The following is a 24,068-nucleotide window of genomic DNA, read 5'->3' on the forward strand; positions in this document are numbered from 1 at the left end:
GTTCTTCGCGTCCTCCGCCCGTCACCCCGAGGGGCGGCAGTCGGCGGTGAGACGCTGGTATATGCGTTCTCTCGCTCGTTTCACGCTCGTTGTCATGCTTCCCGCCTCGCTTGAGGCTCAGAAAAGATACAGGTCATGCGTGAATCTGTCAACACCCTGCCCCAGAGCGTTGCTTGAGGCACCAACGTCCGCAACTACAGACACGTCCCAGACAGCAGAAAAGGGAGAGGCATCTCCTCTCCCCTCTTCGCACGTAGCGCCTCAGCGCGGTAGGAGGATGGTCTCCTGAACCTTCAGCCCCTGGGCCAGCGCGTCGGCGGCGTGCTGCCGCGCCCCCGCGAGGTCATGGTTGCGGTAGTTGCCGCACTCCAGTTCACTCACGCCGGGAATCGGGCGGTCATGGGCCGCCGTGTCACGCAGCGCCGCCTCGAAGGCCCGCAGGACGCCCTGCTCGTCGGGCTCGCCGATCACGGCCATGTACATCCCGGTGCGGCAGCCCATCGGGGAGACATCCACGACGTCATTCAGGTGATCGCGCAGGTACCCGGCGAGCAGGTGCTCCAGCGTGTGCAGGGCCGCCGGGTCGATCTCCGCCTGATTGGGCTGGAGGAGTCGCAGGTCGTACTTGCTGATGGAGTCGCCGTGCGGGGTGGTCTTCACGCCCGCCAGCCGGACGTAGGGAGCCTGCACTTTCGTGTGATCCAGATCGAAGGATTCGACGTTCGCCATACGCCTGATTGTGCCGCTTTGCGCGCCGGGCAAACGGGACTCGCCGCGCACTCCTATAGATAGACGGGCCGGACGGTGAAGACACGGCACCCTCGCGCGCCGCAAGGCGCCTTCATATACTGCGCGTCGTGCCCACCCTGCTCGATCACCCGCGCCGCGCGCCCGCGTGGCTGCCCCTCGTCCTTGCCGCGCTGCTGATCGCCGCCGATCAGGCGCTGAAAGCCTGGGCGCTCGCGAACCTGCAGGAGGGCCTCCCGGCCCGCCCGTTCATTCCGGGCCTGATCGACTGGGTACTGACCTTCAACACCGGCGCTGCCTGGAGCATGTTCAGCGGCAGCGCCGCGCCGCTGGCCCTGGGCCGCCTCGCGATCGGCCTGGGCATCCTGGTGTACCTGCTGGTGCGTCCGCAGCCGCGCCTGCTGAGCGTCACGCTGAGCATGATCGCCGCCGGGGCCATCGGGAACGCGATCGACGGGCTGCGGCAGGGCAAGGTGACGGACATGATCCACTCGCCGCTCCTGAGCAGCGTCACGAACGCCCTGAACGCCGGGAACTTCCCGATCTTCAACATCGCGGACTCGTGCGTGGTGCTGGGCACCCTGCTCCTGCTCGTCGCGAGCTTCGTCGGGGACCGCCGCAAACCCAGCATCTGAGCGTTGTTCCATCACCAGACCGCCGCCCCATCACCGGGCGGCGGTCTGTCTGATGTGTGAGGGGTGACGTCACCGCCGCTCAGGTTGTCCGGCGACGCCCGTCCCGGCTGGGCCTGTCTTCGGGCCAGAGGACCGGCAGTCAGGGGTGAACGCGTGTCGCCCCCGTACCACGAGGGCAGGGGGCGACAGCGAATCCCGGTTGGGGATCAGGCAACGGCCTTACGGCACTTGCTGCACACGCGCAGACGCAGGCTGACGCCGCCGCGGGTAACCGTGAGGGGCTGCAGGTTGGGCTTCTGAACACGCTTGGTGACGCCCGTGACCTTACGACCCACGCCGCCCGCAGCGCGGGCCTTACCGCGGCGGACGACCGAGTTCACCACGATCGGCCCCTTACCGCACACTTCGCACACTTTCGCCATGATGACTCTCCTTCTTGAGCCTGATTTTTCCTTCTGGGCCGGGGGGGTACCCGTTCTGGGTGCCGTGCCGCGCCAGCCCAAATCAGACAAGCCGTCCGAATGTAGCACACCGGGAGGCCAGCAGGCAAAGGGGGGTGAGGTCCAGTCCCTGTCCGTCCGCACGCCCCCACCGCGGGCCCCACAGAAAAGCCGGACAGGCGCGAGGCCTGTCCGGACGTGAAGCTGTCTGTGGGTTAGCGCAGGACGCGCAGGGCCTTGAGGATGGCGATCAGCACCACGCTGCCCACCACGCCCCACACGATGCTCCAGAAGCTGAAGCCGGCGCCGGCGACGCCTGCACCACCGATGTTCAGCCAGCTGCCGAAGATCGCCTGGGCCAGGAGGCTGCCGACAATCCCGATCAGGATGTTGGCGATCGCGCCCTGCTGGGCGTCCGTCTTCATGATGAGGCTCGCGAGCCAGCCGCACAGTGCACCAACCAGAATAGTAATGATCCAACCCATGATTCCTACCTCCGTTTACTAGTTACTTGTGATGGGATTCAACGATTCCTGCGTTCGCTGTGAACCGTTTCGTTGTGAGAGCAGCATGCGACCCGCCCAGACCCCCAATTGTGGAGACCCGTACTTTCTCAAGAGGGGTTGAAGGTGGGATGGATGTCCCGCCAACCTGGGTTAAGGACTGGGGGTCTCCATGCCCTGCCTGACGCTCATTTCTGACCTGACCCGTAAGACAGTTAGGCCCGCGCGGACCCCACTGCCCTATCCCGGCTCCCCCTGCGCGGCGGGCGGCTGGGTAGCATGGCGGGCACACGGAGGCCCCATCCCATGCCCGGAACCCCACCCCCACCCCAGACCACACCGTTCACGGTGCGCGCCCCGGCCAGCAGCGCCAACCTCGGCCCCGGTTTCGACAGCCTGGGCCTGAGCGTGCCGCTGTACACCACGCTGCACGTCACGCCACAGGCCACCACCCAGGTCATCCCGCTGGGACCGGAACTGGACGGCACGCCCGCCGACGAGAGCAACTACGTGTACCGCGCCATGGAACTCGCCGCGCGGCGTGCCGGTCGCCCCCTGCCCCCCGCCCGCATAGAAATAGAGACCGACGTGCCCCTGGCCCGCGGGCTGGGCAGCAGCGCCGCCGCGCTGGTCGCCGGGATCGTCGCCGGGAACGAACTGCTGGGCCGCCCCCTGGACGACCTGGCGGTGCTGGACGTCGCCGCGCGCGAGGAAGGCCACCCGGACAACGTCGCCCCGGCCCTGTTCGGCGGGATCGTCGTCGCGACGCTGGACAAGCTGGGCACGCACTACGTCCGTCTGGACCCGCCCGCCCACCTGGGCGTGACCGTCCTGATCCCGGACTTCGAGCTGAGCACCAGCAAGGCCCGCGCCGTGCTGCCCAAGGAGTACAGCCGCGCGGACGCCGTGCACGCCCTGTCGCACGCCGCGCTGCTGGCCGCCGCCCTTGCGCAGGGCCGCCTGGACCTGCTGCGGCACGCCATGCAGGACTACATCCACCAGATCTGGCGCGCGCCCCTCGTGCCGGGCCTGAGCGACATCCTGGAAGACGCCTGGAGGCACGGCGCGCTCGGCGCGGCCCTCAGCGGCGCCGGACCCACCGTGCTGTGCTTTCACGACACCCGCGAACCCACCGCCCCCCTGCACGCCTACCTGCACGGCGTTATGGCCCGCAACGGCCTGGAAGGCCGCGTGCTGGACTTCCCCATCGACGCGGCCGGGACGCTGGTGGAGCGGGCGTAACCGCCCGGCCAAGTCGACAGCGCCGCTCCCATGCACAGGGGCGGCGCTTTCGGCTGTACGGAACAAGCTGTGCGGAACAAAAAGAAGGAAGCCCCTCTAGGAGGAGCTTCCGTGCTGGTCGAGGCGGCGAGATTTGAACTCACGACCCCTACCACCCCAAGGTAGTGCGCTACCAGGCTGCGCTACGCCTCGACATCCAGCCCCAAAACTATAGGGGGCGTTCCGGAATCCGTCAAGGGCATGCCGGGCTGGCGGGACACGCTTTGTATCTGCGGGGGTGGCGTGGCTATCCTGCCGGGCATGACCCTGACTTTTGACGAGAAACTGCGCAACTACGCGCGGCTGGCGGTGCGGGTGGGCCTGGGCGTGAAGCCCGGTCAGCGCGTGCTGGTGCAGGCCCCGGTGGAGACGGCGCCGCTGGCGCGCCTGGTGGTGCGCGAGGCGTACGCGGCGGGCGCGAGCTTCGTGGACGTCCGCTGGGATGATGACGACGTGCAGCTGGCGCGCTTCGAGCTGGCCCCGGACGGCACGTTCGAGCAGATCAGCCGCTGGCGCGTAGATGCCGAGATCGAGACGGCCGAGGCGGGCGGCGCCGTGATCGCGATCCGCGCCACGAACCCGAACCTGCTGGGCGGCGTGGACCCCGAGCGCGTGGCGACGCACCAGCGGACGGTCGCGGCCTACCGCCGTCCGTACACGGCGCAGGTGATGACGAACCGCCTGAACTGGAACCTGATCAGCGCGCCGGTCAGCGGCTGGGCGCAGCTGATGTTCCCCGACGCGAGCGCCGAGCAGGCCGTCGAGCAGCAGTGGGACGCGATCTTCGCCGCGACCCGTGCCGATCAGCCCGACGCGGTGGCGCTGTGGGAGGCGCACCTGGGCGACCTGAAGCGCCGCCGCGAGCTGCTGACCGGCAAGCAGTACGCCGCGCTGCACTTCCGGGGCGGCGGCACGGACCTGACGGTGGGCCTCGCGGACGATCACGTGTGGGGTGGCGGCGCGGCCGACACGCCCGGCGGGATCACGTTCACGGCGAACATCCCCACCGAGGAGGTCTGGACCGCCCCGCACCGCGAGCGCGTGGACGGCACGGTCGTCAGCACCAAGCCGCTGTCGTACAACGGCACGCTGATCGACGGCATCCGCATCGAGTTCAGGGACGGCCGGATCACGGGGGCCAGCGCCGAGCAGGGCGAGGGCGCGCTGCTGAAGATGATCGAGACGGACGAGGGCAGTCACCGCCTGGGCGAGGTGGCGCTGGTGCCGCACTCCAGCCCCATCAGCCGCTCGGGCCTGTTCTTCTTCAACACCCTGTACGACGAGAACGCCGCCTCGCACATCGCGATCGGCAGCGCGTACCGCTTCAACGTCAGGGGCGGCGTGGACATGAGCCTGGAGGACTTCAACGCGAAGGGCGGCAACGACAGCCTCACGCACGTGGACTGGATGATCGGCAGTGACCGGATCGACGTGGACGGCATCACGAAGGACGGCCAGCGCGAGGCCGTGATGCGCGCGGGCGAATTCGTCATCTGAACGCAGAAGGCTCATGGCAGATGGCCGATGGCTCAGCAGCCCCGGCCATCTGCCATCTGCATTCAGCCATCGGCACCCGGTCAGGGCCGCAGGTCTTCCTCGTCCACCAGGAAGTCCACGGCGCCGCTGCCGATCTCGTAGTACGCGCCGATCACGCGGATCTGCCCGGCGGCCTCCGCCTCGCGGATGACGGGCTCGTCGCGCAGGAGGCTCACCTGGTAGCGGACGTTGTTCAGGACCGCCTCGCGCATGCGGGCCTTCTTGTCGCGGATGGCGGGCATGGCCTGCAGGCTGGGCTGGATGCGGCGGATCAGGTTCTGGAGGTGGTGGGGTTCCTCCGCGACGCGTTCCTCTGGCAGCAGCGCGGCGGCCACCGCCCCGCAGGCCTCGTGGCCCATCACGACCACGAGGTGCACGTCCAGGTGGCGGATGGCGTACTCCAGTGTGCCCAGTCCGGCCTCGCCGACGACGTTCCCGGCGACGCGCACCACGAACAGCTGCCCCAGGCCCTGATCGAACACCAGTTCGACCGGCACGCGGCTGTCGCTGCACGCGAGGATCGCGGCGTACGGCGTCTGGCCCATGATCTGCGCGCGGCGTTCGTTGGCGCTCATCTCCGGGCGGGTGGCCTGACCGCTGAAGAAGCGGGCGTTGCCGTCCTTGAGGGACTGGATGGCCGCGTCGGGCGTGGCGACGTCGGACTCCTTGATGTCCGCGATGTCCTCCATGCTCGCGCCGCGGCGGATGGCGTCCAGGATGCGGCGCTCGAGGTCGGCGGCGATCTGCGGGGCGGAAGCGTCCATGCGCGGCATGCTACGCCCCGGCCCGGCGCGGCCGCTGAACCCCGTCCAGTCACGCCGGGCCGGGCGGGCCCCCCGGTATGCTGCGCGGATGGACACGCTGACCGACCTGCTCGAACGTTACGCGACCCTGCGCGACACGATCCTGGGCCTGGAAGCCGAACGGGACGAGCTGGGCGCGCAGATCAAGGCGGCGCTGCAGGGCGGCGAGCACGCCGAGACGGACCTGTACCGCGCGACCCTGAAGGCCTCGCGGCGCGTGGAATACCCCCTGGACCGCTTCCGGGAGGTGTTCGGGGACGCCGCCGCGCTGGAGGTCGCCACGATCGACCGCAGGCGGGCCGACGCCCTGGTGAAGGCCGGGGATCTGGACGGCGAGCGCCTGCGGGACCTGGCGGTCGTGAAGGAGACGCAGGCGCTGGTGTTGCAGCCCAAGACCCGCTGACCGGGCGCACCGACATGTGCGGGTGGCGTGACGCGGGGCTGACCCTCCGGGGACGTGGTGCTGACCGGGCGGGGGCACGCTGGGCGCATGACGCTGATCTCCCTGCATCCGCTGCTGGACCCGGCCCTGCCCGCTCACCGTCAGCTGCCCGGCGACGTGTTCATCTGGACCGGGGTGGGCGCGTGGCTGGGCGGCGAGGCCTTCACGGCCGCCGCGCACGTCCGGACCGAGCGGGAGGTCCGGCAGGCCCGCCTGAGCGGCGCGCAGAGTGAACTGGACCGCCTGACCCGCTGACCTGCCGCAAGCGCAGGGGCGGCCCCGACGCGATGTCCGGGGCCGCCCCTGATGGATGGCATGAAAAAAGCATTGCCGGTGAGCAGCGGCACCCGCGAATCATCCCTTATGGCTGCTGCCTTCCGGCCCTGACCAGGTTCGAGCGTTCACGCTGCGCTGCGCCAGCAATGCGTCCAGACCATAGCACATGCCCGGCGGGGCTGTGCAGTCCCGCCGGGCGTGCATCAAGAAGAAGCGCCGGAATCCGAAGATCCGGCGCTATCTGGTGCTCGGGATGGGACTTGAACCCACACAGCTAAGCTACACGCCCCTCAAACGTGCGCGTCTACCAATTCCGCCACCCGAGCATTGGGTGAGAGGCGAAAGCAATACTAGGGGTGAAGTGCGCGCGTGTCAAGACGCCCGCTTGCACCGACGCGCGGACGTGATATGCTCATGTTTGCCGTCGTGACGCGGTCGGGCCCCGGTGAGCACCGGTTTTTTCCTGGCTGACACGCACGGGACACCACAACAAGAGAGGTATCACCATGATCGACAAGAAGCAGACCATCGAGACCCACGCCAAGCACGGCACCGACACCGGCAGCACCGCCGTCCAGATCGCCCTCCTGACCGAGCGCATCAACAACCTGTCGGTTCACCTGACCGCCAACAAGAAGGACAAGCACGGCCAGCGCGGCCTGCAGCTCCTGAACGGTCAGCGCCGCCGCCTGCTGAAGTACCTCGAGCGCACCAGCTACGACGAGTACATCGCCCTGACGGACCAGCTGAAGATCCGCCGCGGCCAGCGCATCGTCCGCTAAGACCGACTCGGATTGAACGGTTCTGGCGAACCATTCAATCCGAGCGGATGCGAGCAGGAGCAAAACGGGTTCCGGGCGTGGAGTTGGCAACCCGGTGATGTTCCGGGTTGTCAACGAAACAGACGGAATCCGTACCGGACCGCGCCCCGCACGCCGCCGCCCCCGCAAGGATGGGCGGCGGTGTTCTGTTACCGGCCGTCGGCGCCGGGCTGGTCGCGGTCCGGTACGTCCCGCCAGTCGCCGCTGGGCACCACGCTCGCGCCCGGCGCCCGCAGGCGGTCCGCGCGGGCGTACACGTACACCCAGGCGGTGAGGTCCTCTCCCCCGTCCACCTGCAGGGACGCGATCTGCCGGGTGTACAGGGGCGGCGTGTCGTGCAGGCCCTCCAGGTCGTCCAGGCCGGGCAGGGCCGCCTCCCAGGCGGGCGGGTCGTAGGTCAGGACCGCGCCGCGCACCGCCGCGTCCGCCGGGCCGGGCGTGAGGGCCGGGTACCCCTCGGGGTGGAGGTGGTGCAGCGTGAAGCCGCGCAGCGTGGCGGGCCGCGCCGTGAAGCCCCGCGCGGCGACGTGGGCGTTGCGTTCGCCGGGCAGCAGGGTGCCGTACACGAACACGCGGGGGGGGCCGGGGTCGGTCATGCCCGGACTGTACCGCCAGGAACCGCCGGGGCACCGGGCCGTTCTAGAGGCGCTGGCCCTGCGGCTGGTGGTAGTACACGCGGCCGATCACGGTGGCTTCCTCCGGGCGGACGGGCGGGTGGTCGGGGTTGTCGCTGGACAGCCACAGCGCCTCGCCGTAGCGGCGCAGGCGTTTGACGGTCAGGCCCAGGCCCGGCACGTGCAGGACGTACACGCGGCCCTCGCGCAGGTCGAGGTCGCCGGGGTCGACGTACACGCGGTCGCCGGGGCGCAGCCCGCCGGAGTCGGTGGTCATGGAGTCCCCCTGCACCTGCAGCACGAGCATGCCGGGGCGGTGGTCGCGCAGCGGCACGAGTTCGTGGTCGATGACGCTGGCGTGGTCCTCGGTGAGGGGCAGTCCGGCGCTGGCCAGCGCGCGGACCGGCACGCGGATGAGTTCCAGGCTGCCGAGCAGGTCCTCACGCGGTTCGGGCGCCAGGGGGCGCAGGCCGGTGCGGGCGGTCCACTCGCTGAGGGTGACGTCCAGCGCGCGGCGCAGCGCGTCCTGCCGCTGGGCGGTCAGGGCACCCAGGGCGCGTTCGCCGCGTTCGAGGCGGCTGAGGTACGGCTGGGTGACGCGCCCGGCGGGGCCGCCGAGGTCCCCGGTGCGCTGGCTGAGGTCGTGCTGACCGAGGCCGAGGGCCTGCCGACGCTGGCGCAGCCACCCGGCGAGGTCGTCTGGGAAGGGGGAAGTGGGGCGGGCCATGCGGCGAGTGTACCCGGCGCGTGATGCCTGGATTGAGGATTCGTGACTTGCTTTATGCCCACAGACATATTACGCTGTAGGCAGATCGGGGCCGCCCCGATTCGCATCTCATACGGATTCCGTTTGTTTCGTTGACAGATCGGAAGACCACCGATCTGCCAACTCCACGTCCGGAACCCGTTTCTCTCCTGCTCGCTCCGCTCGGGTTGAAAGTTTTTGCAAACCTTTCAACCGGAGTCCGTATCAATTCTGCTGCTGGAGGTCCGTCATGCCCGACCCGTCCCCCCTCGCCCCCACGCTGCGCGACCTGCTGCCCCTGCTGCTGCTGAGCTTCAGCGCGGGCAGCCTGACCCAGCTGACCCGCCTGCTCGCCCGGCCCGGCCCACCCCGGCTGCGGCCCACCCTGGCCCTGGCCGCCGCCGCCGGGATCGCCGCCCTGACCGTCGCCGCGCTGACCCGCGCGGCCCTCCCCCACCCCGACCCGGCGCTGCTGCTCGCCCTGGCCTGCGTGACCGGCTGGAGCGGCCCCGGCATCCTCGCCCGCCTGGGCGGCCTCGTCGAGCGGCAGCTGGGCCTGCGCGACCCCGCCGCGCCCACCGGACGCCCGCACGATTGACCGGCAGAATTGACCGTCAGTTCAGATGGAGAGTTCCGCCACAGCCGACCCCAGACTCCTCCACGACAATGGCGCATGAACCTCAAGCGCGCGCCGGGCGTCCACGCCCGCCCTGCCCTGTTGGCCCCGCTGCTCACCGCGCTGCTGGTCGCGCTGCCCCACGCGGGCAGCCAGACCGCCCCCGCCACACCCGGCACCCCCACCACGCCACAGGAACGCCGGGTGCGCAGCGGCGCGCCCCTGAGCGCGGCCGAACAGGCCCGGCTGCAGGCGCTGGTCAGCCGGGTGCGGCCCGCCACCGTGCGCGTCGAGCAGTGCCGCGCCACGCAGTGCGACGACCCGGACGGCCTGGGCTCCGGCGTGCTGATCAGCGAGGACGGCCTAGTGCTGACCGCGTACCACGTCATCCAGGGTGCGCCGGACCTGAGCGTGCAGCTGCTGAACAAGACCCGCTACCCCGCCCAGGTGATCGGGTACAACGACCAGGACGACCTCGCCCTGCTGCGCGTGAACGTGCCAAAGGGGACGCCGTTCCTGCCGCTGGCCGCCGCGCGCCCCGCCGTGGGCGACACCGCGCTGGCGATCGGCAACGGCGGCGGCGCGTTCCTGACGCCCAAGACCGGGCGCCTGCTGGGCCTGGACAGCGACCCGGGCCGCGCGGACTTCCCGCCCGGCACGCTGGAGATGAACGCCCCGCTGATTCCCGGCGACAGCGGCGGCCCGGTCGTGAACGTCAGGGGCGAGGTGACGGGCATCGTGAGTTACATCCGAGTCACGCAGAACGGCCAGCCCCGCTCGTACGCGGTGCCTGTGAGCACCACGGACGCGCGCGTGGCCGCCCTGAAACGCGGCGAGAAGCGCGACGCACCCGTGATCGGCATCGGGCTGGGCGGCGTGTTCTCGGAGCTGTTCTTCCTGCCCAGCGCGGGCTTTCAGGAACTGACGAAACTGCTGGACCTGGGCGACACGCCCGGCGCGTTCTTCACGAGCGTGTCGCGCGGCAGTCCCGCCGCGCAGGCCGGACTGAAACCGCTGGTGCTGAACGGCGACGCCAAACGCGTGTCCGGGGACATCGTGACTGCCGTGAACGGGAAGCGGATCGTGAACTTCGCGGAGTTCCAGTACGCGGTGCGCGCCTACCAGCCGGGCGACACGGTGACCCTGAGCGTCCTGCGCGACGGGAAGCCGCTGGAGGTCAAGGTGACGCTGGTGGGGCGGAGCAAGCTGAGCAACTGAGGCGCGAATGCATCACGCCCCGGTCTTCATATTGTCGTAATAGGTCTTGACAATTCTGCTTAAAACAGAATAATGCGAGCTATGGACACCCTGAAAAAAGCCGGTGCGATGCTCGCCCACCTCGACCTCTTCCACCAGATGCTCGACCTGCGCGGCCTGCTGCAACTCGCCGCGCATATGGAGGAACGTGGCGACCGCGTCACCCTCATCAGCCCCGAGAGCATCACCCTGATCGGCACCGACATGCATACCGACCCCGTCATCACCACCAGCAAGGGCGCCACCATCCAGGCCCCCACCGCCTACCGCGTCCTGCACAACCTCAAGGGCCACGAGGCGCCCGAGTACGCCGTCACCCGCGAGGAACTCGCCGCGCTGAACGCCCGCGCCGTCACCGAACTCGAAGGCAGCGACGCCCTGCGCGCCTTCGACGCCACCCTCACCCGCATCAGCGCCCCCAGCGACACCGAGCGCCCCGCCCGCACCCGCCGCACCCCCGACACCGAAACCCCCACCGAACAACCCGCCGCCTGAAAGAACGGATGCCGTCCGTTCCGTTCAGACTCCGGAACACCACCGCAGTCCGAACTCCACTTCCGGCCTCCGTTTCACTCCCACGCGCATCCGCTCGGGTGGAACGGTGGCTGTTGACCGTTCCACCCGAGGCTCCTCATCAGCCGCGCTTCACGCCCAGCCGCTAGCCTGGACCCCGTGAAGCGCGGCCTCCTGTTCCCCACCACCCTCCTGCTCCTGCTCGGCACGGGCGCCGCCCAGCCCACCCCGGACCCGCTGGATGGCGGCGACTACGCGCAGGTATACGCCCGCGCCCAGGCGGCCGGGGACGCCGTGACCGCCAGCCGCGCCGCCGCCGCCATGACCGAATACCGCGCCGGAGGCCGCGACTGGACCACCCGCGCCGTCCAGGCCGCCCGGCAGGCCACCGCCACCCGCCCCGGCGACCCCGACGCGCAGCTGGCCCTCGGCAGCGCCCTGGGCCTCCAGGCCCGCGCCGGGGGGTACACGCTGGGCGCCCTGAACACCGCGCAGCAGGCCCGCGCCGCGCTGGACCGCGCCCTGAACCTCGCGCCGGACCGCGCCGACATCCAGGCCGTCCTGGCCGAATGGCACGCCGGAGCCTGGGCGAAAGCCGGGATCTTCAGCGGCGGCAACCAGGACCGCGCCCGCACCCTGGCCACCGCCGCCGCCCGCCGCGCCCCCGACACCCTGTTCGTCCAGGCCCACGCGGGCATCGCCCTGAGCCTCATCAAAGACCCCCAGGCCCGCGCCACCCTGACCCGCGCCGTCACCCTGAACACCGACACCCCCCTGGAACGCGATCTGCAGGCCCAGGCGAAACGCGTGCTGGACGGACTGAAGCCGTGAAGAGAGTCTGAGGGTCGAAGGTCGAAGGGTCCAAGGCAACCCCACCTCCCCCACACCCCGCCGCCCCTCAGACTCTTCGACCCTCAGACCCTTTGACCCTCAGACCTCCCGCCCTTCACTCCACCACGTCGCCGTGCTCGTGCCGGGGAGCAGGGGCACGTCCTGCGTGTGTCCGGCGCGGTCAGCCAGCGCCCACGCTTCGGTCTGGGCGCGGTCCGCGCCGAGCCAGCCGGTCCAGTAGGCGCGCAGGGTGCCGGTCACGAGGGCCAGCGGGACGGTCTGAGCCGGGTGGGCGGGCTGGTACAGCAGGTCCAGGTCGGTGAGGGGACCGCCGTCGGGGCCGCCGACGGGCTGCCAGTAGGGGACGTCCACGGTGCGCAGGCCCAGGGCGTGCAGCGCGGCCCGGCGCCCGGCGGGGTCCACGCCGGTCGCGGCCTCGGCCGCGCGGTCCTCCTCGTTCTGGCGGGTGGGGTGGACGCTGTCGGCGAACATGCCCGTCAGTCCGGCGTCGCGGATGACGCGCAGGGTCTCGTCGTGCAGGGCGCGGCCCACGCCCAGGCCGCGCGCGGCGCGCGTGACGGCCATGAACGAGTTGAAGCCCGCCCCGCGCAGTTCGCCGGGCAGGGGCAGCAGGGCGTACAGGGTGCCGCCCAGCACCTCGCCTTCCGGGGTCTGGGCGACCAGCAGGCGGTCCTCGCGCCCCGGGCTGCGGTGGGTGATGAGGTGCGCGAAGACCTCCGGGGGGATCAGCATGTCCGGCGCGTAGTAGCTGGCCTCCTGCACGCGGCCGAACGCGGGAATGGCCGGGTCACGGGGGTCGGTCACGTGCCGCAGCGTGAAGGTGGGTGGGGTCATGCCGCGCAGGGTACCGGGGCGGCGCGCGGGGCACTGCGAGCCAGCGCGGCATTCCGCCACGGCCTGTAGGGGCGCGCCCTGTATAACTGGAGGTCATGACCCCCACCGACCTGCTGACGACCCTGGCCACCGAGCTGGGCTGGAACCTCGCCGTGTGGCTGCCGACGCTGCTGATCAGCCTGCTGTTCATCCGCGCGGTGCTGGGCGTGCGGGTGCGGGACCTGATCACCGAGATCGAGGAGCACCAGACGGCCGCGATCGGCGCGGTGTTCTTCTGGGTGTCGCTGGGCTTCAGCCTGCTGCTGAGCCGCACCATCGCGACTCCCGTCCCGGCGGACGGCACGTGGACGGAGGCGTTCACGTGGCTGGCCGTGGCCGTGATCGTGACGCTGCTGCTGTTCACGCTGGGCGTCCTGGCGGTGTTCGGCACGCTGGCCCGCCGCCAGGGTGAGGGGGTGCTGCGCTACATCCGCCGCGAGATGCGCGAGGAGCACAACCTGGCGCTGTCGTTCATCATGGGCGCGCTGTTCCTGGTGCCCGCGGTCGTCACGTACCACGTCACGCTGTAAACCCAGCACTGCCCACGCCCCCGGAGACACGATTCCGGGGGCGTGAACTGTTCTCGGGCTCGGGCGGCCCGGTGCCGCGCACCGCTATGCTGGGCGGCATGACGGCCCCCGACTCCACTCCTCCCGCCGCCGGTGATAGCGCGCCGCGCGTGGCCCCGAACTTCATCACCGAGATCATCGAACGCGACCTGCAGGGCGGGAAGTACCCGCAGGTCGTGACGCGCTTCCCGCCGGAACCGAGCGGGTACGCGCACCTGGGGCACATCTTCGCGTCGTTCCTGGATTTCCAGACGGCCGCGCAGTACGGCGGGCGCTACCACCTGCGCATGGACGACACCAACCCGGAACTCGCGACGCAGGAGTACGCGGACGCCATCGCGGACGACCTGCGCTGGCTGGGCTGGGACTGGGGCGAGCACCTGTACTACGCCAGCGACCACTTCGAGCAGTACTACGCGTACGCCGAGCAGCTGGTCAATCAGGGGGACGCGTACGTGGACTCGGTGACGGGCGACGAGATGGCCCGCCTGCGCGGCGACGCCCGCACGCCCGGCACGCCCAGCCCCTACCGGGACCGCACGCCGGAGGAGAACCTGGACCTGCTGCGCCGCATGCGCGCCGGTGAGTTCGCGGACGGCGCGCACGTGCTGCGCGCGAAGATCGACCTGGGCAGCCCGAACATGAAGCTGCGCGACCCGGTGCTGTACCGCATCCTGCGCGGGCATCACTACCGCGCGGGTGACGCGTGGTGCATCTACCCCATGTACGACTTCCAGCACCCCCTGCAGGACGCGCTGGAGGGCGTGACGCACTCGATGTGCAGCCTGGAGTTCGTGGACAACCGCGCCATCTACGACTGGCTGATGGAGCGCCTGGGCTTCAGCCCGCGCCCGCACCAGTACGAGTTCGGTCGGCGCGGCCTGGAGTACACGATCACCAGCAAGCGCAAGCTGCGCAAACTCGTGGAGGCCGGGGCGGTGCACGGCTGGGACGACCCGCGCATGCCCACCCTGCGCGCGCAGCGTCGCCTGGGCGTCACGCCGGAGGCCGTGCGGGCCTTCGCGGCGCAGATCGGCGTGAGCCGCACGAACCGCACCGTGGACCTCAGCGTGTACGAGAACGCCGTGCGCAGCGACCTGAACCACCGCGCGCCGCGTGTGATGGCGGTGCTGGACCCGCTGCCCGTCACCCTGGAGAACCTGGAGACGCCGCAGATGCTGAGTCTCCCCTACTGGCCGTTCGACGTGGTGCGCGACTCGCCCGACGGACTGGTCGCCCTGCCCACCGGGGAGCGCGTGGCCCCCGAGGCTGCGGTGCGCGACGTACCGCTGACCCGCGAACTGGTGATCGAACGCGAGGACTTCAACCCCGAGCCGCCCAAGGGGTTCAAGCGCCTGACGCCGGGCGGCACGGTGCGCCTGCGCGGGGCGGGGATCATCCGCGCCGACCGCTTCGACGTGGACGACAGCGGGCAGGTGACGCGCGTGTACGCCACGCTGCTGGGCGAGGACGCCAAAGCCGGGGGCGTGATCCACTGGGTCAGCGCCGAGCAGGGCGTGCCCGCCGAGTTCCGCCTGTACGACCGCCTGTTCCGCGTGCCCAACCCCGAGGCGGCAACCCCCGAGGACGCCCAAGCCGAACCGATCGCCCCGGACTTCGACCCCGAGGAGATCGGGCACGAGGACGAGACCAAACCCCTTGACGCGGGCTTCATGGCGTTCCTGAACCCCGACAGCCTGCGCGTGACGTGCGGACTGGTGGAACCCAGCGTCACGCGCGACCCCGCGGGCACCCGCTACCAGTTCGAACGGCAGGGCTACTTCTGGCGCGACCCGGTGGACAGCCGCGAGGACGCGCTGGTGTTCGGGCGGATCATCACCCTGAAGGACGCCTGGGCGAAAGCCACGCAGAAGGCCGAAACGCCCGCCAAGGCCCCCAAACCCGCCAAAGTGCAGGCCCCGAAGACCGAGCCGACCGAGAAGGCCGCGCCCGCCACCCTGACCCCCGAGCAGGAGGCCGAGGTGACCCGCCTGACCGGCCTGGGCGTCCCGGACGCCGAGGCCCGCACCCTCGCACGTGACGCCACGCTGCTGACCTTCCTCGGTGGGGCCGCGCAGGACGGCACCTTCGCGCAGGTCGCCAGCTGGACCGCGAACGACCTCGCGCCGGGCCTGCGCGCCGGGGAAGTCCGCGTGGCCGCCGCCGACCTCGCCCCGCTGGCCGCACTGCTGAGTGACAAGAAGGTCACCACCCGCGTCGCCCGCGACGTCCTGACCCGCGCCGCGCAGACCGGCGAGGCCCCCGCCGCGATGGTCGAACGCGAGAACCTCGCCGGGGGCCTCAGCGAGGACGCCCTGAACGCCGCCATCGCGCAGGTCATGGCCGACCACGCCGACAAGGTGGATGCCTACCGCGCCGGGAAGACCGCGCTGCTGGGCTTCTTCACCGGGCAGGTCATGCGCGCCACCGGAGGCAAGGCCGACCCCGCCACGCTGAACGCCGCCCTCCAGGCCGCACTGAACGGCTGACGCGCACCCCCCAGGCGGATACCGTCTGCTTCGTCACCCCCCGGAACACCACCGGGGGGTGACTCCACGCCCGGCACCCGCCTTGCTCCCACTCTGCGGGGCAGCTCTGCGAGTCGCTCCGCTCGGGCCGAACGGTTCTACCGAACCATTCAACCGGAGGCCATGTCTGTTTTAATGACCCCCATGTCTGACGTGAACCCCGCCGACCTGCCCCGCGACCTGGGCTTCGCCATACCTGCCGAGTGGGCCGAGCACGCCGCCACCTGGATGAGCTGGCCCGCCGACGACGACCTGTGGTTCGGGCACCTGGAGGGCGTCCGCGCCGAGTTCGCCGAGCTGGTGCGGACCATCGCCCGTTTCGAGCCGGTGCATCTGCTCGTGCGGGACGAGGAGAGCAGCGCCGACGCCCGCGCGCGGCTGGGCGGCGCGGACGTGACGTTCCACGACGTGCCGCTGGACGACGTGTGGATGCGCGACAACGGCCCCATCTTCGTGAAGCGTGGCGCTGACCTGGCGCTGGTGGACTGGAGGTTCAACTCCTGGGGCGGGAAGTTCAAGTGGGAGAGCGACGACCGCGTGCCCGAGTACGTCGCCGATCAGCTGGGCACGCACCGCTGGGCGCAGCCGTTCGTGCTCGAAGGCGGCGGGCTGGAGGTGAACGGCCTGGGCGTGGGCCTGACCACCCGGTCGTGCTTCCTGACCGACACCCGCAACCCCGGCCTGACCGAGGAAGGCTACGCGTTCCTGCTGGCCGACACGCTGGGCGTGCGCAAACTCCTGTGGCTGGACGGCGGGCTGGAGAACGACCACACCGACGGGCACATCGACACCATCACCCGCTTCACCGACGAGCGGACCATCGTCACCAGCGTCGAGCCGAACCCGGAGGACCCCAATCACGCGGTCATGGCGAAGAACCTCGCGGACCTCAAGGCCATGACCGACCAGGACGGGCAGCCGTTCCGCATCGTGGAGCTGCCCCTGCCCGCCACCTACCTGGAGGGCGCGGAGGGTCGCCTGCCGCCCACGTACGCGAACTTCTACATCGGGAACGGGTTCGTGGTCGTCCCGCAGTACGGCGATCCGAACGACGCCCGCGCCCTGGAAGTCCTGACACCCCTGTTCCCCGGGCGCGAGGTGATCGGCCTGAGCAGCCGCGCGATCATCGAGGGCGGCGGCAGCTTCCACTGCGTGACGCAGCAGCAGCCCGCCGGGACGCCCTGGATGCAGGAGGCCTGACCCATGCCGTTCCAGCCGCTGCCCGACGATCAGCCGAGCTGCACCGTGGCGTGCCCCGCGTGCGGACACCGCTGGCTGGTGTATGAGCAGCAGCTGGGCCTGCTGGGGCCCTGTCCGGCCTGCGACGCGGCCCGCCCCCGGTACATGGGCAGTGTCGCGCCGGGCAGCGGGCGGCAGGTGTCGTTCGGGAGTTTCCGCGACCTGCTGGATGAGCCGCGCCTGCTGCACCTGATCGAGCAGACGCTGGGGCTGCGCCCGCTGGACGCCGAACGCTTCGCGGACGCCCAGGGGCGCGAGGTGCCGCTGGAGGACATCCATTACGCCCTGCAGGGGAACGCCGGGTGGCAGGGTCGGGTGTACAACCTCCACATGAGCCGCACCCGCTGAGGATGTGTGCCAGAGTGTCGGCGTGATACGGATTCCGTCTGTTTCGCTGACCGATCGGAACCCCACCGATCTGCCAGCTTCACGCCCGAAACCCGTTTTTCTCCTCCTCTGCGGGGCAGCTCTACGAGTCGCATCCGCTCGGATCCAGCGGGCTTTGCAACCCATTCAATCGGAGTCCGTATGACCGACCTTGACCTGGGCGGCGGGTACTCGGCCCGCCCGATCTCGCTGGAGGCGTACCGGGCGGCGTGCGCGCGTCTGGAGGACCGGATCTTCGGCGGGAATTCGCTGTTCGCGTTCGATCCGCCGGTGCGGGCGGCCCCGCCGCTGGGCGAGTCGTGGAACTGGGGCGTGTTCCACGGCGCGGACCTGATCGGCTGGCATCACGCGCACGCGCGCGACGAGCGGACGGTGTACATGGCGGATACCGGGCTGCTGCCGGAGCATCAGGGGCGCGGGGTGTACTCGCGGTTGCTGCCGCACCTGCTGGACGCGTTCCGCGCGGCGGGATTCACGCTGGTGCAGAGTCACCACCGCGCGACGAACAACGCCGTGATCCTCCCGAAGCTCCGGGCCGGGTTTCACCTGCAGGGCCTCAGCGCCTACGAGGGCGGGGTGAATGCCGCGCTGACCCTCAGCCTGGACGGGGCGTACATGCAGGCGATGCACGTCCGCAGCGGCTTCCGTGCGCCCTCAGGGGAGGCGGCGCGGCGACTGGGCGTCCCGGACGAAGGGCTGCCCGGTCTGGCCGACGCGCCCGGCCTCCCCCTCCCGGCGGACGCCGAGGCGGGCGTGGATCTGGGCGGCGGGTACGCCCTGCACCGCGTGCCGACCGCCACGTACCGGGAGGTGTACGCGCAGCTGGAAGCCAGCGCGTACGAGACGGACTCGTTCGACTGGGGCGACCGTGAGCCCGCGCCCGCGCCGCGCGGTCCGCTGTGGAGCTGGCTGATCAGCCACGCGGGGCGGGTGGCCGGGTGGCAGGCCAGCCGCGCGTGGGACACCCGCACGGCGTACATGGTGAACACCGCGCTGCTGCCCGCGCACCGGGGGCGGGGCGTGTACACCCGCCTGCTGCCCGTGGTGCTGGACGCCCTGCACGGCGAAGGTTACCCGCTGGTGCGCAGTCATCACCACCTGACGAACAACGCCGTGATCGTCCCGAAGCTCCGCGCGGGCTTCCGCTTTCAGGGCGTGCAGGTCGACGAGCACGGCGTCATGGCAGTGCTGCTGCGCAGTTTCGACCCGGCGTACGCGGCGTACATGGACCGCCGCAGCGGCCTGACCCGCTGAACGTCAGGCGCGGCGGGGCGGACGGTTCCTGGCGCGTTTGATCGTGCCGATGCCCGCCCCGCTGGTCAGGACGGCGCGGTACAGGTCCCACCACTGGCGCGCCTGGGTGGGCTCGCGGGTGAGGGTCTCGAAGCGGTAGTACGCGGCCTCGCCGGTCGGGAGGACGAACGTGGGCGTGCCGAACACCCCGACCTCGCGCGCGGCGTCCAGTTCGGCGCGCAGCTCGGCGCGGCGGGCCTGATCGTCGGCCAGGGCCTGCGCGAAGACGTCCAGGTCCAGCCCGGCCTCCTGCGCCGCCGCGTGGATGGCCTCGTCCGTCAGGGGCTCCTTGCGCTCGTGGTGGGCGCGGAAGAGGGCCAGCGTGAACGCCCAGTGCGCCGAGTCGCCCTGCCGGGCCGCCGCGTGGGACGCCAGGAACGCGCGCAGGCCGGGCTTGAGGTACTTCATGTATCCCTCGCCGTCCGGGGCGTTCAGGCTCTGATCCGTGACGCGCCACGTCAGTTCCTTCGCGTTCTGGGCATGGTTGCCCTCCACCAGCGAGTAGTGCCGCAGGGTGAACGCCTCGCCCTCCGTTTTCAGGACGGCGGCGAGTTCCACGCCGCGCCACGCGTAGGGGCACAGGAAATCGAAGTACAGCTCGGTCGCTCGGGTCATGCGGGGCACCGTACACCCTGCGCGGCGCGGCGGAACGTCACGCGGGCTGCACTCCGCCCGCCGGGGCGGCCTCCACCGCCTCCACCTCGGCCGCCGCGCCCGCGACCAGCACGGCGTCCCCGGCCCGCAGGACGTCCTCGGCGCGGCTGCGCAGCGGCTGCCCGTCGCGCCAGATCGCCACGACCAGTGCGCCCGTCTCGCGGCCCAGGTCCGCCACCGTGCGGCCCACCAGCCCCGGCGGCACGCTCAGCTCCCGGATCGTGAAGTGCTCGCTGACCACGTCCCCGCTCAGCAGGCGGCTCAGGCGCGGCGCGAGCATCATCGCCGCGATCCGGTTCCCGCTCAGCTGGTACGGATTCACGACCTCGTCCGCCCCGGCACGGCGCATCTTGCGGGCCGCCGCCTCGTCACTCGCCCGCGCGATCACCCGCACGCCCGGATTCAGGCCCTTGGCGGACAGCACCACGTACAGGTTGCTGGGGTCACTGTTGATCACCGTGACCAGCGACGCCGCCCGCTCGATGCCCGCGCGGCGCAGCACGTCCTCGTCCGTCGCGTCCCCGACCAGGGTGTGCAGCCCCTGCGTCTGCGCCCACTCCAGATGCTCCGGGCGGTGATCGACCACGACCACCTCGCGCCGCGCGCCCCGCAGCGCCACACTGACCGCCTCGCCCACCTGCCCGTACCCGCACACGATCGTGTGACCTTTCAGGCTCATGATTCTCCTCTCCCGCCGCCGCCGCGCCGCGCCCGGGTCGGTCACAGTCCGCAGCATCGTCTCGGCCAGCAGCGTCAGCAGGTACAGCATCAGCCCGATGCCGACCAGCATCAGCACCACGCTGAACACCTTGCCGTCCGTGTGCAGCTCGCCCGGCGCGCCGTACCCCACGGTCGTCAGGGTCATGGCCGTCATGAACAGGCAGTCCAGCCACGACCAGCCCTCCAGCAGCCGGTACCCGACCGTGCCGAACACCACCAGCCCCGCGATCAGGGCCAGCAGCACGGCGGGACGGCGGTTCATGCCTCAAGTGTAGGCGCGCAGCGGTCCGCTCAGAAGCCCAGACCCTTCAGGTCACGCAGCAGAAATCGCGGCACGCTTCAGGGTACGCGGTACGGTGCGTGGGGTTCCCGTCAGGCGGGCTCTCTGGCGGTGAGGTGCGCCGCGATGAAGTCCTTGAGGGTCTGCACGTCGTTGGGAATGACCTGGAAGCGTCTGGGCGCCTGTTCGATGCCGTCGAAGCGGGCGGGGCGCCCCGGGGTCTGCCCCACGGCCGCCTGCACGGTCTCCCCGAACTTGGCGGGGAGGGCGGTTTCCAGGCAGATCATGGGCACGCCGGGCCGCCGGTAGGCCTGCCCGACGAGGACGCCGTCGGCGGTGTGCGGGTCGATCAGGCGACCGTGCGTGTCGAACACGGCGCGGATGGTGCGCAGGCGGTCGGCGTGCGTGCTGCGGCCGCTGCGGAAGCCGCTGGCCTGCACGGCGTCCCAGTGGGCCGTGCCGCTCAGAGCGACGGGGCGGCTCTGGCCGACCTCATCCCACCAGCCGCGGGTCTGCGCGGCGTCCGCGCCGGCGATCAGGTACAGGTAGCGTTCGAAGTTGCTGGCCTTGCCGATGTCCATGCTGGGGCTGCTGGTGACCGCGACCCGGTCGGCGGGGCGGACGTGGTAGGTGCCGCCGCTGAAGAAGTCGTGCAGGACGTCGTTCTCGTTGCTGGCGACGATCAGCTGCCCCACGGGCAGACCCATGGACCTGGCGAGGTACCCGGCGAACACGTTCCCGAAGTTCCCGGACGGGACGCTGAAGTCCGCCTCCGCCCCGGCGGGGAGGTTCAGGGCGAGGTACGCCCGGAAGTAGTACACGGCCTGCGCCAGCACCCGCGCCCAGTTGATGGAGTTCACGGCTCCGATGTCGTAGCGGGCCTTGAAGTCCGCGTCGGCGTTCACGGCCTTCACGAGGTCCTGGCAGTCGTCGAAGACGCCTTCCACGGCCAGGTTGAAGATGTTCGGCTCGTGCAGGCTGAACATCTGCGCCTGCTGGAAGGCGCTCATGCGGCCGTGCGGGGAGAGCATCACGACGTTCACGCGGGCCTTGCCGAGCATCGCGTACTCGGCCGCGCTGCCGGTGTCGCCGCTGGTGGCGCCCAGGATGTTCAGCCGCTCGCCCCGGGCCTCCAGGACGTACTCGAACACCTGCCCGAGGAACTGCATGGCCATGTCCTTGAACGCCAGGGACGGCCCGTTCGACAGTTCCAGCAGGTGCAGACCACTGTCGCCCAGTGGGGTCAGGGGCGTGATCTCGGGGCTGTGGAAGGCCTCTTCCGTGTACGTGTCGCGCAGCAGGCGGCGCAGGTCCCCCTCGGGGATGTCCGTGATGAAGGGCCGCATGACCTCGTAGGCGAGGTCGGCGTAGCTCAGGGCGCGCCACGCCTCCAGCTGCTCAGGCGTGACCGTGGGAATGACCTCCGGCATCGCCAGACCGCCGTCCGGGGCGAGACCCGAGAGCAGCACGTCCGAGAAGGAACCGAGGGTCGCGCCACGCGTGGAGACGTACTTCATACGGTCACTCTACCCACCACCCTGCCCGGGGCGGCGCCGGGGACTAGCCAGACCGGCGGATCCGGAGTGGACGGGGTGTGCCGCCTGCGCGCCCACATGACACCTGTCACCCGGCACGCCTGACAGGCGGCACTGGGGCGCGCCGCGCGGTCCTGGCACGCTGGGGGCATGAACGCGATCGAACTGAGCGGCGTGAACAAGACCTTCGGGCGGGTGACGGCGCTGCGGGACCTGAACCTGAGCGTGCGCGCCGGGGAACTCACGGCGCTGTTGGGCCCGAACGGGGCGGGCAAGACCACCGCCATCAACCTGATGCTGGGGCTGGCGGCGCCCAGCGCGGGTCAGGTGCGCGTGCTGGGCGGCAACCCACGCGATGACGTGGTGCGCGCCCGGATCGGATCGATGCCGCAGGAGAGTGCGCTGCCGCCCGCGCTGACCGTGCGCGAGGCGGTCACGCTGCTGGCGTCCTTCTACCCGGCGCCGCTACCGGTGGCGCAGGCGCTGGCCCTGGCTGACCTGGAGGGCGTGGCGCACCGCCGTTCGGGCGCACTGTCTGGTGGGCAGAAGCGGCGCCTGGCGTTCGCGCTGGCTGCCGTGGGGAACCCCGAGGTACTGCTGATCGACGAGCCCACCACCGGCATGGACGCCCAGAGCCGACTGGCGTTCTGGGACGCCGTGACCGCCCTGAAGGCGGCGGGCCGCACGGTCCTGCTCACCACGCACTACCTGGAGGAAGCCGAGCGGGCCGCGGACCGCGTGGTCGTCATGAACGCCGGGGCGGTGCTGGCCGACGGCAGCCCGGAGGCGCTGCGTTCGCAGGCGGGCGGGACGCGCGTGAGCTTCACGTCGGATCTGGTGCTGGCCGAGCTGCGCTGCCTGCCGGGGGCCGAGGACGTCCGCGTGGACGCCCAGGGGCACGCGCAGCTGCGCACGGGCGCCCCCGAGGCGCTGCTGCGCGCCCTGATCGCGCGGGACGTGCCCTTCTCGAACCTGGAGGTCACGCGCGCCAGCCTCGAAGACGCCTTCCTCTCGCTGACCGCCCCGGCCGGACCCGCCGGGAAGGACGTGACCGCATGACCCACCTGACCTCTGCCCGGCCCACCGACCTGCCCGCCCCGGCGACCGACACGCGCCGCGCGCCGCGCCTGCGCGCCCTGGGGGAGCTGGTGCTGGCCGAGCTGCGCCGCATGCTGCGCAACCCGATGTTCGCGGTGGGCACCATCGGCTTCCCGGTGATGTTCTTCGCGCTGTTCGGCCTGAGCGCCGTGAACGAGACCACGGCGTCGGGCCTGAAGGTGGGGCCGCTGATCCTGGTGAATTTCGGGGCGTACTCGCTGCTGTCCCTGGCCATGTTCTCGTTCGGGTCGGCGGTAGCGCTGGAACGCACCGGCGGGTGGCTGCGGCTGCTGCGGGCGTCGCCGCTGCCGGCGGGCGTGTACTTCGCGGCGAAGGTGGGCGCGGCGCTGCTGTTCAGCGCGCTGAGCCTGGGCGTGCTGTACACCTTCGCGCACGTGGCGGGCGGCGTGAGCATCCCGGCGGGCACGGCGCTGCTGCTGCTGGCGAAGCTGCTGCTGGGCATGGTGCCGCTGATCGCGCTGGGCCTGAGCATCGGTTTCCTGGTCACGCCGACCGGCGCGCAGATCACTGCGAACCTCGTGAGTGTCCTGATGTCCTTCGCGTCGGGCCTGTTCACCCCGCTGGACCAGATGCCGGCGTTCGTGCAGAAGGTCGCGCCGTACCTGCCCGCGTACCACCTGGGGGCCGTGGCGCGCGGCACGGTGGCCGGGCAGACGGCGGGCGAGGCCGGGCACTGGCTGGCGCTGCTGGGCTTCGCCGCCCTGTTCGGCGCGCTGGCCGCATGGGGCCTGAAACGCGACGAGAGCCGCGAGGGCTGATCACCGGGGGGAGGCGGGCCGCCAGGAGCGGT

Annotated in this window: 27 protein-coding genes, 2 tRNA genes and 1 other RNA gene; 17 read left to right on the top strand and 13 right to left on the bottom strand. The window is 70.9% G+C overall.

Features of this window, described 5'->3' with window-relative positions; translation table 11 throughout:
* Positions 1-261: 261 nt before the first annotated feature.
* On the bottom strand, positions 262-729 hold the full coding sequence (locus tag DEIGR_RS00005; RefSeq protein ID WP_058974241.1) for an S-ribosylhomocysteine lyase: 468 nt from the start codon (positions 727-729) through the stop codon (positions 262-264).
* A gap of 59 nt (positions 730-788) precedes the next feature.
* Between DEIGR_RS00005 and lspA the strand changes: the two genes are divergently transcribed.
* Positions 789-1,382, top strand: coding sequence for a signal peptidase II (gene lspA / locus DEIGR_RS00010; protein WP_083523861.1), 594 nt, complete (start codon positions 789-791; stop codon positions 1,380-1,382).
* Positions 1,383-1,588: 206 nt separating this feature from the next.
* Here lspA and rpmB read toward each other — a convergent pair whose 3' ends face one another.
* Entirely contained in the window at positions 1,589-1,804 is a 216-nt protein-coding gene (rpmB, locus tag DEIGR_RS19510; RefSeq protein WP_062156900.1) for a 50S ribosomal protein L28, read from the bottom strand.
* Between the two features lie 233 nt (positions 1,805-2,037).
* Complete coding sequence (locus DEIGR_RS00015) at positions 2,038-2,307, bottom strand: GlsB/YeaQ/YmgE family stress response membrane protein (RefSeq protein ID WP_058974243.1); 270 nt, start codon at positions 2,305-2,307, stop codon at positions 2,038-2,040.
* Positions 2,308-2,631: 324 nt separating this feature from the next.
* On the opposite strand from DEIGR_RS00015, the gene thrB reads away from it, so the two are divergent.
* Positions 2,632-3,567 (top strand): homoserine kinase, encoded by a 936-nt coding sequence (gene thrB, locus DEIGR_RS00020; protein WP_058974244.1) that lies wholly within the window; start codon positions 2,632-2,634, stop codon positions 3,565-3,567.
* Positions 3,568-3,682: 115 nt separating this feature from the next.
* On the opposite strand, the gene DEIGR_RS00025 is transcribed toward thrB, so the two are convergent.
* Positions 3,683-3,759 (bottom strand) — tRNA-Pro (locus tag DEIGR_RS00025).
* Positions 3,760-3,867: 108 nt separating this feature from the next.
* Between DEIGR_RS00025 and DEIGR_RS00030 the strand changes: the two genes are divergently transcribed.
* Positions 3,868-5,103 carry an aminopeptidase gene (locus tag DEIGR_RS00030; RefSeq protein ID WP_058974245.1) on the top strand — a complete coding sequence of 412 codons (1,236 nt, stop codon included), beginning with the start codon at positions 3,868-3,870 and terminating at the stop codon, positions 5,101-5,103.
* 80 nt (positions 5,104-5,183) lie between these two features.
* On the opposite strand, the gene DEIGR_RS00035 is transcribed toward DEIGR_RS00030, so the two are convergent.
* Positions 5,184-5,906: a carbonic anhydrase gene (locus DEIGR_RS00035; protein ID WP_229782220.1), complete on the bottom strand. Its 723-nt coding sequence runs from the start codon at positions 5,904-5,906 to the stop codon at positions 5,184-5,186.
* An 88-nt stretch (positions 5,907-5,994) separates the two neighbouring features.
* On the opposite strand from DEIGR_RS00035, the gene DEIGR_RS00040 reads away from it, so the two are divergent.
* Together DEIGR_RS00040 and DEIGR_RS00045 are read left to right on the top strand one after the other, a co-directional pair.
* A complete protein-coding gene (locus DEIGR_RS00040; RefSeq protein ID WP_058974247.1) occupies positions 5,995-6,348 on the top strand; it encodes a hypothetical protein in 354 nt (117 codons plus the stop codon).
* Between the two features lie 87 nt (positions 6,349-6,435).
* Entirely contained in the window at positions 6,436-6,642 is a 207-nt protein-coding gene (locus DEIGR_RS00045; RefSeq protein WP_058974248.1) for a hypothetical protein, read from the top strand.
* 69 nt (positions 6,643-6,711) lie between these two features.
* Here the strand turns inward: DEIGR_RS00045 and ffs are convergent.
* An RNA gene (gene ffs, locus DEIGR_RS19515) (signal recognition particle sRNA small type) lies at positions 6,712-6,810 on the bottom strand.
* A 95-nt stretch (positions 6,811-6,905) separates the two neighbouring features.
* Positions 6,906-6,989: transfer RNA gene (locus DEIGR_RS00050), tRNA-Leu, on the bottom strand.
* A gap of 180 nt (positions 6,990-7,169) precedes the next feature.
* Here DEIGR_RS00050 and rpsO point away from each other — a divergent pair.
* On the top strand, positions 7,170-7,445 hold the full coding sequence (gene rpsO, locus DEIGR_RS00055; protein WP_058974249.1) for a 30S ribosomal protein S15: 276 nt from the start codon (positions 7,170-7,172) through the stop codon (positions 7,443-7,445).
* A gap of 188 nt (positions 7,446-7,633) precedes the next feature.
* On the opposite strand, the gene DEIGR_RS00060 is transcribed toward rpsO, so the two are convergent.
* Both DEIGR_RS00060 and DEIGR_RS00065 read right to left on the bottom strand, forming a co-directional pair.
* Complete coding sequence (locus tag DEIGR_RS00060; protein WP_058974250.1) at positions 7,634-8,080, bottom strand: gamma-glutamylcyclotransferase family protein; 447 nt, start codon at positions 8,078-8,080, stop codon at positions 7,634-7,636.
* A gap of 43 nt (positions 8,081-8,123) precedes the next feature.
* Positions 8,124-8,825: a helix-turn-helix domain-containing protein gene (locus tag DEIGR_RS00065; protein WP_058974251.1), complete on the bottom strand. Its 702-nt coding sequence runs from the start codon at positions 8,823-8,825 to the stop codon at positions 8,124-8,126.
* Positions 8,826-9,093: 268 nt separating this feature from the next.
* Here DEIGR_RS00065 and DEIGR_RS00070 point away from each other — a divergent pair, with 268 nt between their 5' ends.
* The 4 genes from DEIGR_RS00070 to DEIGR_RS00085 all read left to right on the top strand — a co-directional run bounded on the left by DEIGR_RS00070 (position 9,094) and on the right by DEIGR_RS00085 (position 12,060).
* Positions 9,094-9,441: a hypothetical protein gene (locus DEIGR_RS00070; protein ID WP_058974252.1), complete on the top strand. Its 348-nt coding sequence runs from the start codon at positions 9,094-9,096 to the stop codon at positions 9,439-9,441.
* A gap of 75 nt (positions 9,442-9,516) precedes the next feature.
* Positions 9,517-10,677, top strand: a complete 1,161-nt coding sequence (locus tag DEIGR_RS00075) for a S1C family serine protease (protein ID WP_058974253.1) — start codon at positions 9,517-9,519, stop codon at positions 10,675-10,677.
* A gap of 81 nt (positions 10,678-10,758) precedes the next feature.
* Entirely contained in the window at positions 10,759-11,211 is a 453-nt protein-coding gene (locus DEIGR_RS00080; RefSeq protein ID WP_058974254.1) for a hypothetical protein, read from the top strand.
* Between the two features lie 177 nt (positions 11,212-11,388).
* Positions 11,389-12,060: a hypothetical protein gene (locus tag DEIGR_RS00085; protein ID WP_058974255.1), complete on the top strand. Its 672-nt coding sequence runs from the start codon at positions 11,389-11,391 to the stop codon at positions 12,058-12,060.
* Positions 12,061-12,159: 99 nt separating this feature from the next.
* Here the strand turns inward: DEIGR_RS00085 and DEIGR_RS00090 are convergent, their stop codons facing one another.
* The gene (locus DEIGR_RS00090) at positions 12,160-12,915 is read right to left on the bottom strand and encodes a GNAT family N-acetyltransferase (protein WP_058974256.1); all 756 of its coding nucleotides are present in this window, start codon (positions 12,913-12,915) and stop codon (positions 12,160-12,162) included.
* Between the two features lie 95 nt (positions 12,916-13,010).
* On the opposite strand from DEIGR_RS00090, the gene DEIGR_RS00095 reads away from it, so the two are divergent.
* The 5 genes from DEIGR_RS00095 to DEIGR_RS00115 all read left to right on the top strand — a co-directional run bounded on the left by DEIGR_RS00095 (position 13,011) and on the right by DEIGR_RS00115 (position 18,931).
* Positions 13,011-13,484 carry a DUF350 domain-containing protein gene (locus tag DEIGR_RS00095; RefSeq protein WP_058974257.1) on the top strand — a complete coding sequence of 158 codons (474 nt, stop codon included), beginning with the start codon at positions 13,011-13,013 and terminating at the stop codon, positions 13,482-13,484.
* A 98-nt stretch (positions 13,485-13,582) separates the two neighbouring features.
* Entirely contained in the window at positions 13,583-16,012 is a 2,430-nt protein-coding gene (locus DEIGR_RS00100; RefSeq protein WP_058974258.1) for a glutamine--tRNA ligase/YqeY domain fusion protein, read from the top strand.
* A 183-nt stretch (positions 16,013-16,195) separates the two neighbouring features.
* Positions 16,196-17,251 (top strand): agmatine deiminase family protein, encoded by a 1,056-nt coding sequence (locus DEIGR_RS00105; protein WP_058974259.1) that lies wholly within the window; start codon positions 16,196-16,198, stop codon positions 17,249-17,251.
* Between the two features lie 3 nt (positions 17,252-17,254).
* Positions 17,255-17,638, top strand: coding sequence for a hypothetical protein (locus DEIGR_RS00110; protein ID WP_058974260.1), 384 nt, complete (start codon positions 17,255-17,257; stop codon positions 17,636-17,638).
* Between the two features lie 180 nt (positions 17,639-17,818).
* Complete coding sequence (locus tag DEIGR_RS00115) at positions 17,819-18,931, top strand: GNAT family N-acetyltransferase (protein WP_058974261.1); 1,113 nt, start codon at positions 17,819-17,821, stop codon at positions 18,929-18,931.
* A 3-nt stretch (positions 18,932-18,934) separates the two neighbouring features.
* Here DEIGR_RS00115 and DEIGR_RS00120 read toward each other — a convergent pair whose 3' ends face one another.
* From DEIGR_RS00120 to thrC, 3 genes are all read right to left on the bottom strand, one after another.
* Complete coding sequence (locus DEIGR_RS00120) at positions 18,935-19,585, bottom strand: DsbA family oxidoreductase (protein ID WP_058974262.1); 651 nt, start codon at positions 19,583-19,585, stop codon at positions 18,935-18,937.
* Between the two features lie 37 nt (positions 19,586-19,622).
* Entirely contained in the window at positions 19,623-20,606 is a 984-nt protein-coding gene (locus DEIGR_RS00125; RefSeq protein ID WP_058974263.1) for a potassium channel family protein, read from the bottom strand.
* Between the two features lie 110 nt (positions 20,607-20,716).
* Positions 20,717-22,141, bottom strand: coding sequence for a threonine synthase (gene thrC / locus DEIGR_RS00130; protein WP_058974264.1), 1,425 nt, complete (start codon positions 22,139-22,141; stop codon positions 20,717-20,719).
* Between the two features lie 168 nt (positions 22,142-22,309).
* On the opposite strand from thrC, the gene DEIGR_RS00135 reads away from it, so the two are divergent.
* Both DEIGR_RS00135 and DEIGR_RS00140 read left to right on the top strand, forming a co-directional pair.
* A complete protein-coding gene (locus DEIGR_RS00135; protein WP_058974265.1) occupies positions 22,310-23,218 on the top strand; it encodes an ABC transporter ATP-binding protein in 909 nt (302 codons plus the stop codon).
* Positions 23,215-24,036 carry an ABC transporter permease gene (locus DEIGR_RS00140; protein WP_058974266.1) on the top strand — a complete coding sequence of 274 codons (822 nt, stop codon included), beginning with the start codon at positions 23,215-23,217 and terminating at the stop codon, positions 24,034-24,036. Before DEIGR_RS00135 ends, DEIGR_RS00140 begins: the two co-directional genes overlap by 4 nt.
* The last annotated feature ends 32 nt before the right edge of the window (positions 24,037-24,068 follow it).

It is taken from the genome of Deinococcus grandis, assembly GCF_001485435.1.
In the GTDB taxonomy this organism is placed as follows: Bacteria; Deinococcota; Deinococci; order Deinococcales; family Deinococcaceae; genus Deinococcus; species Deinococcus grandis.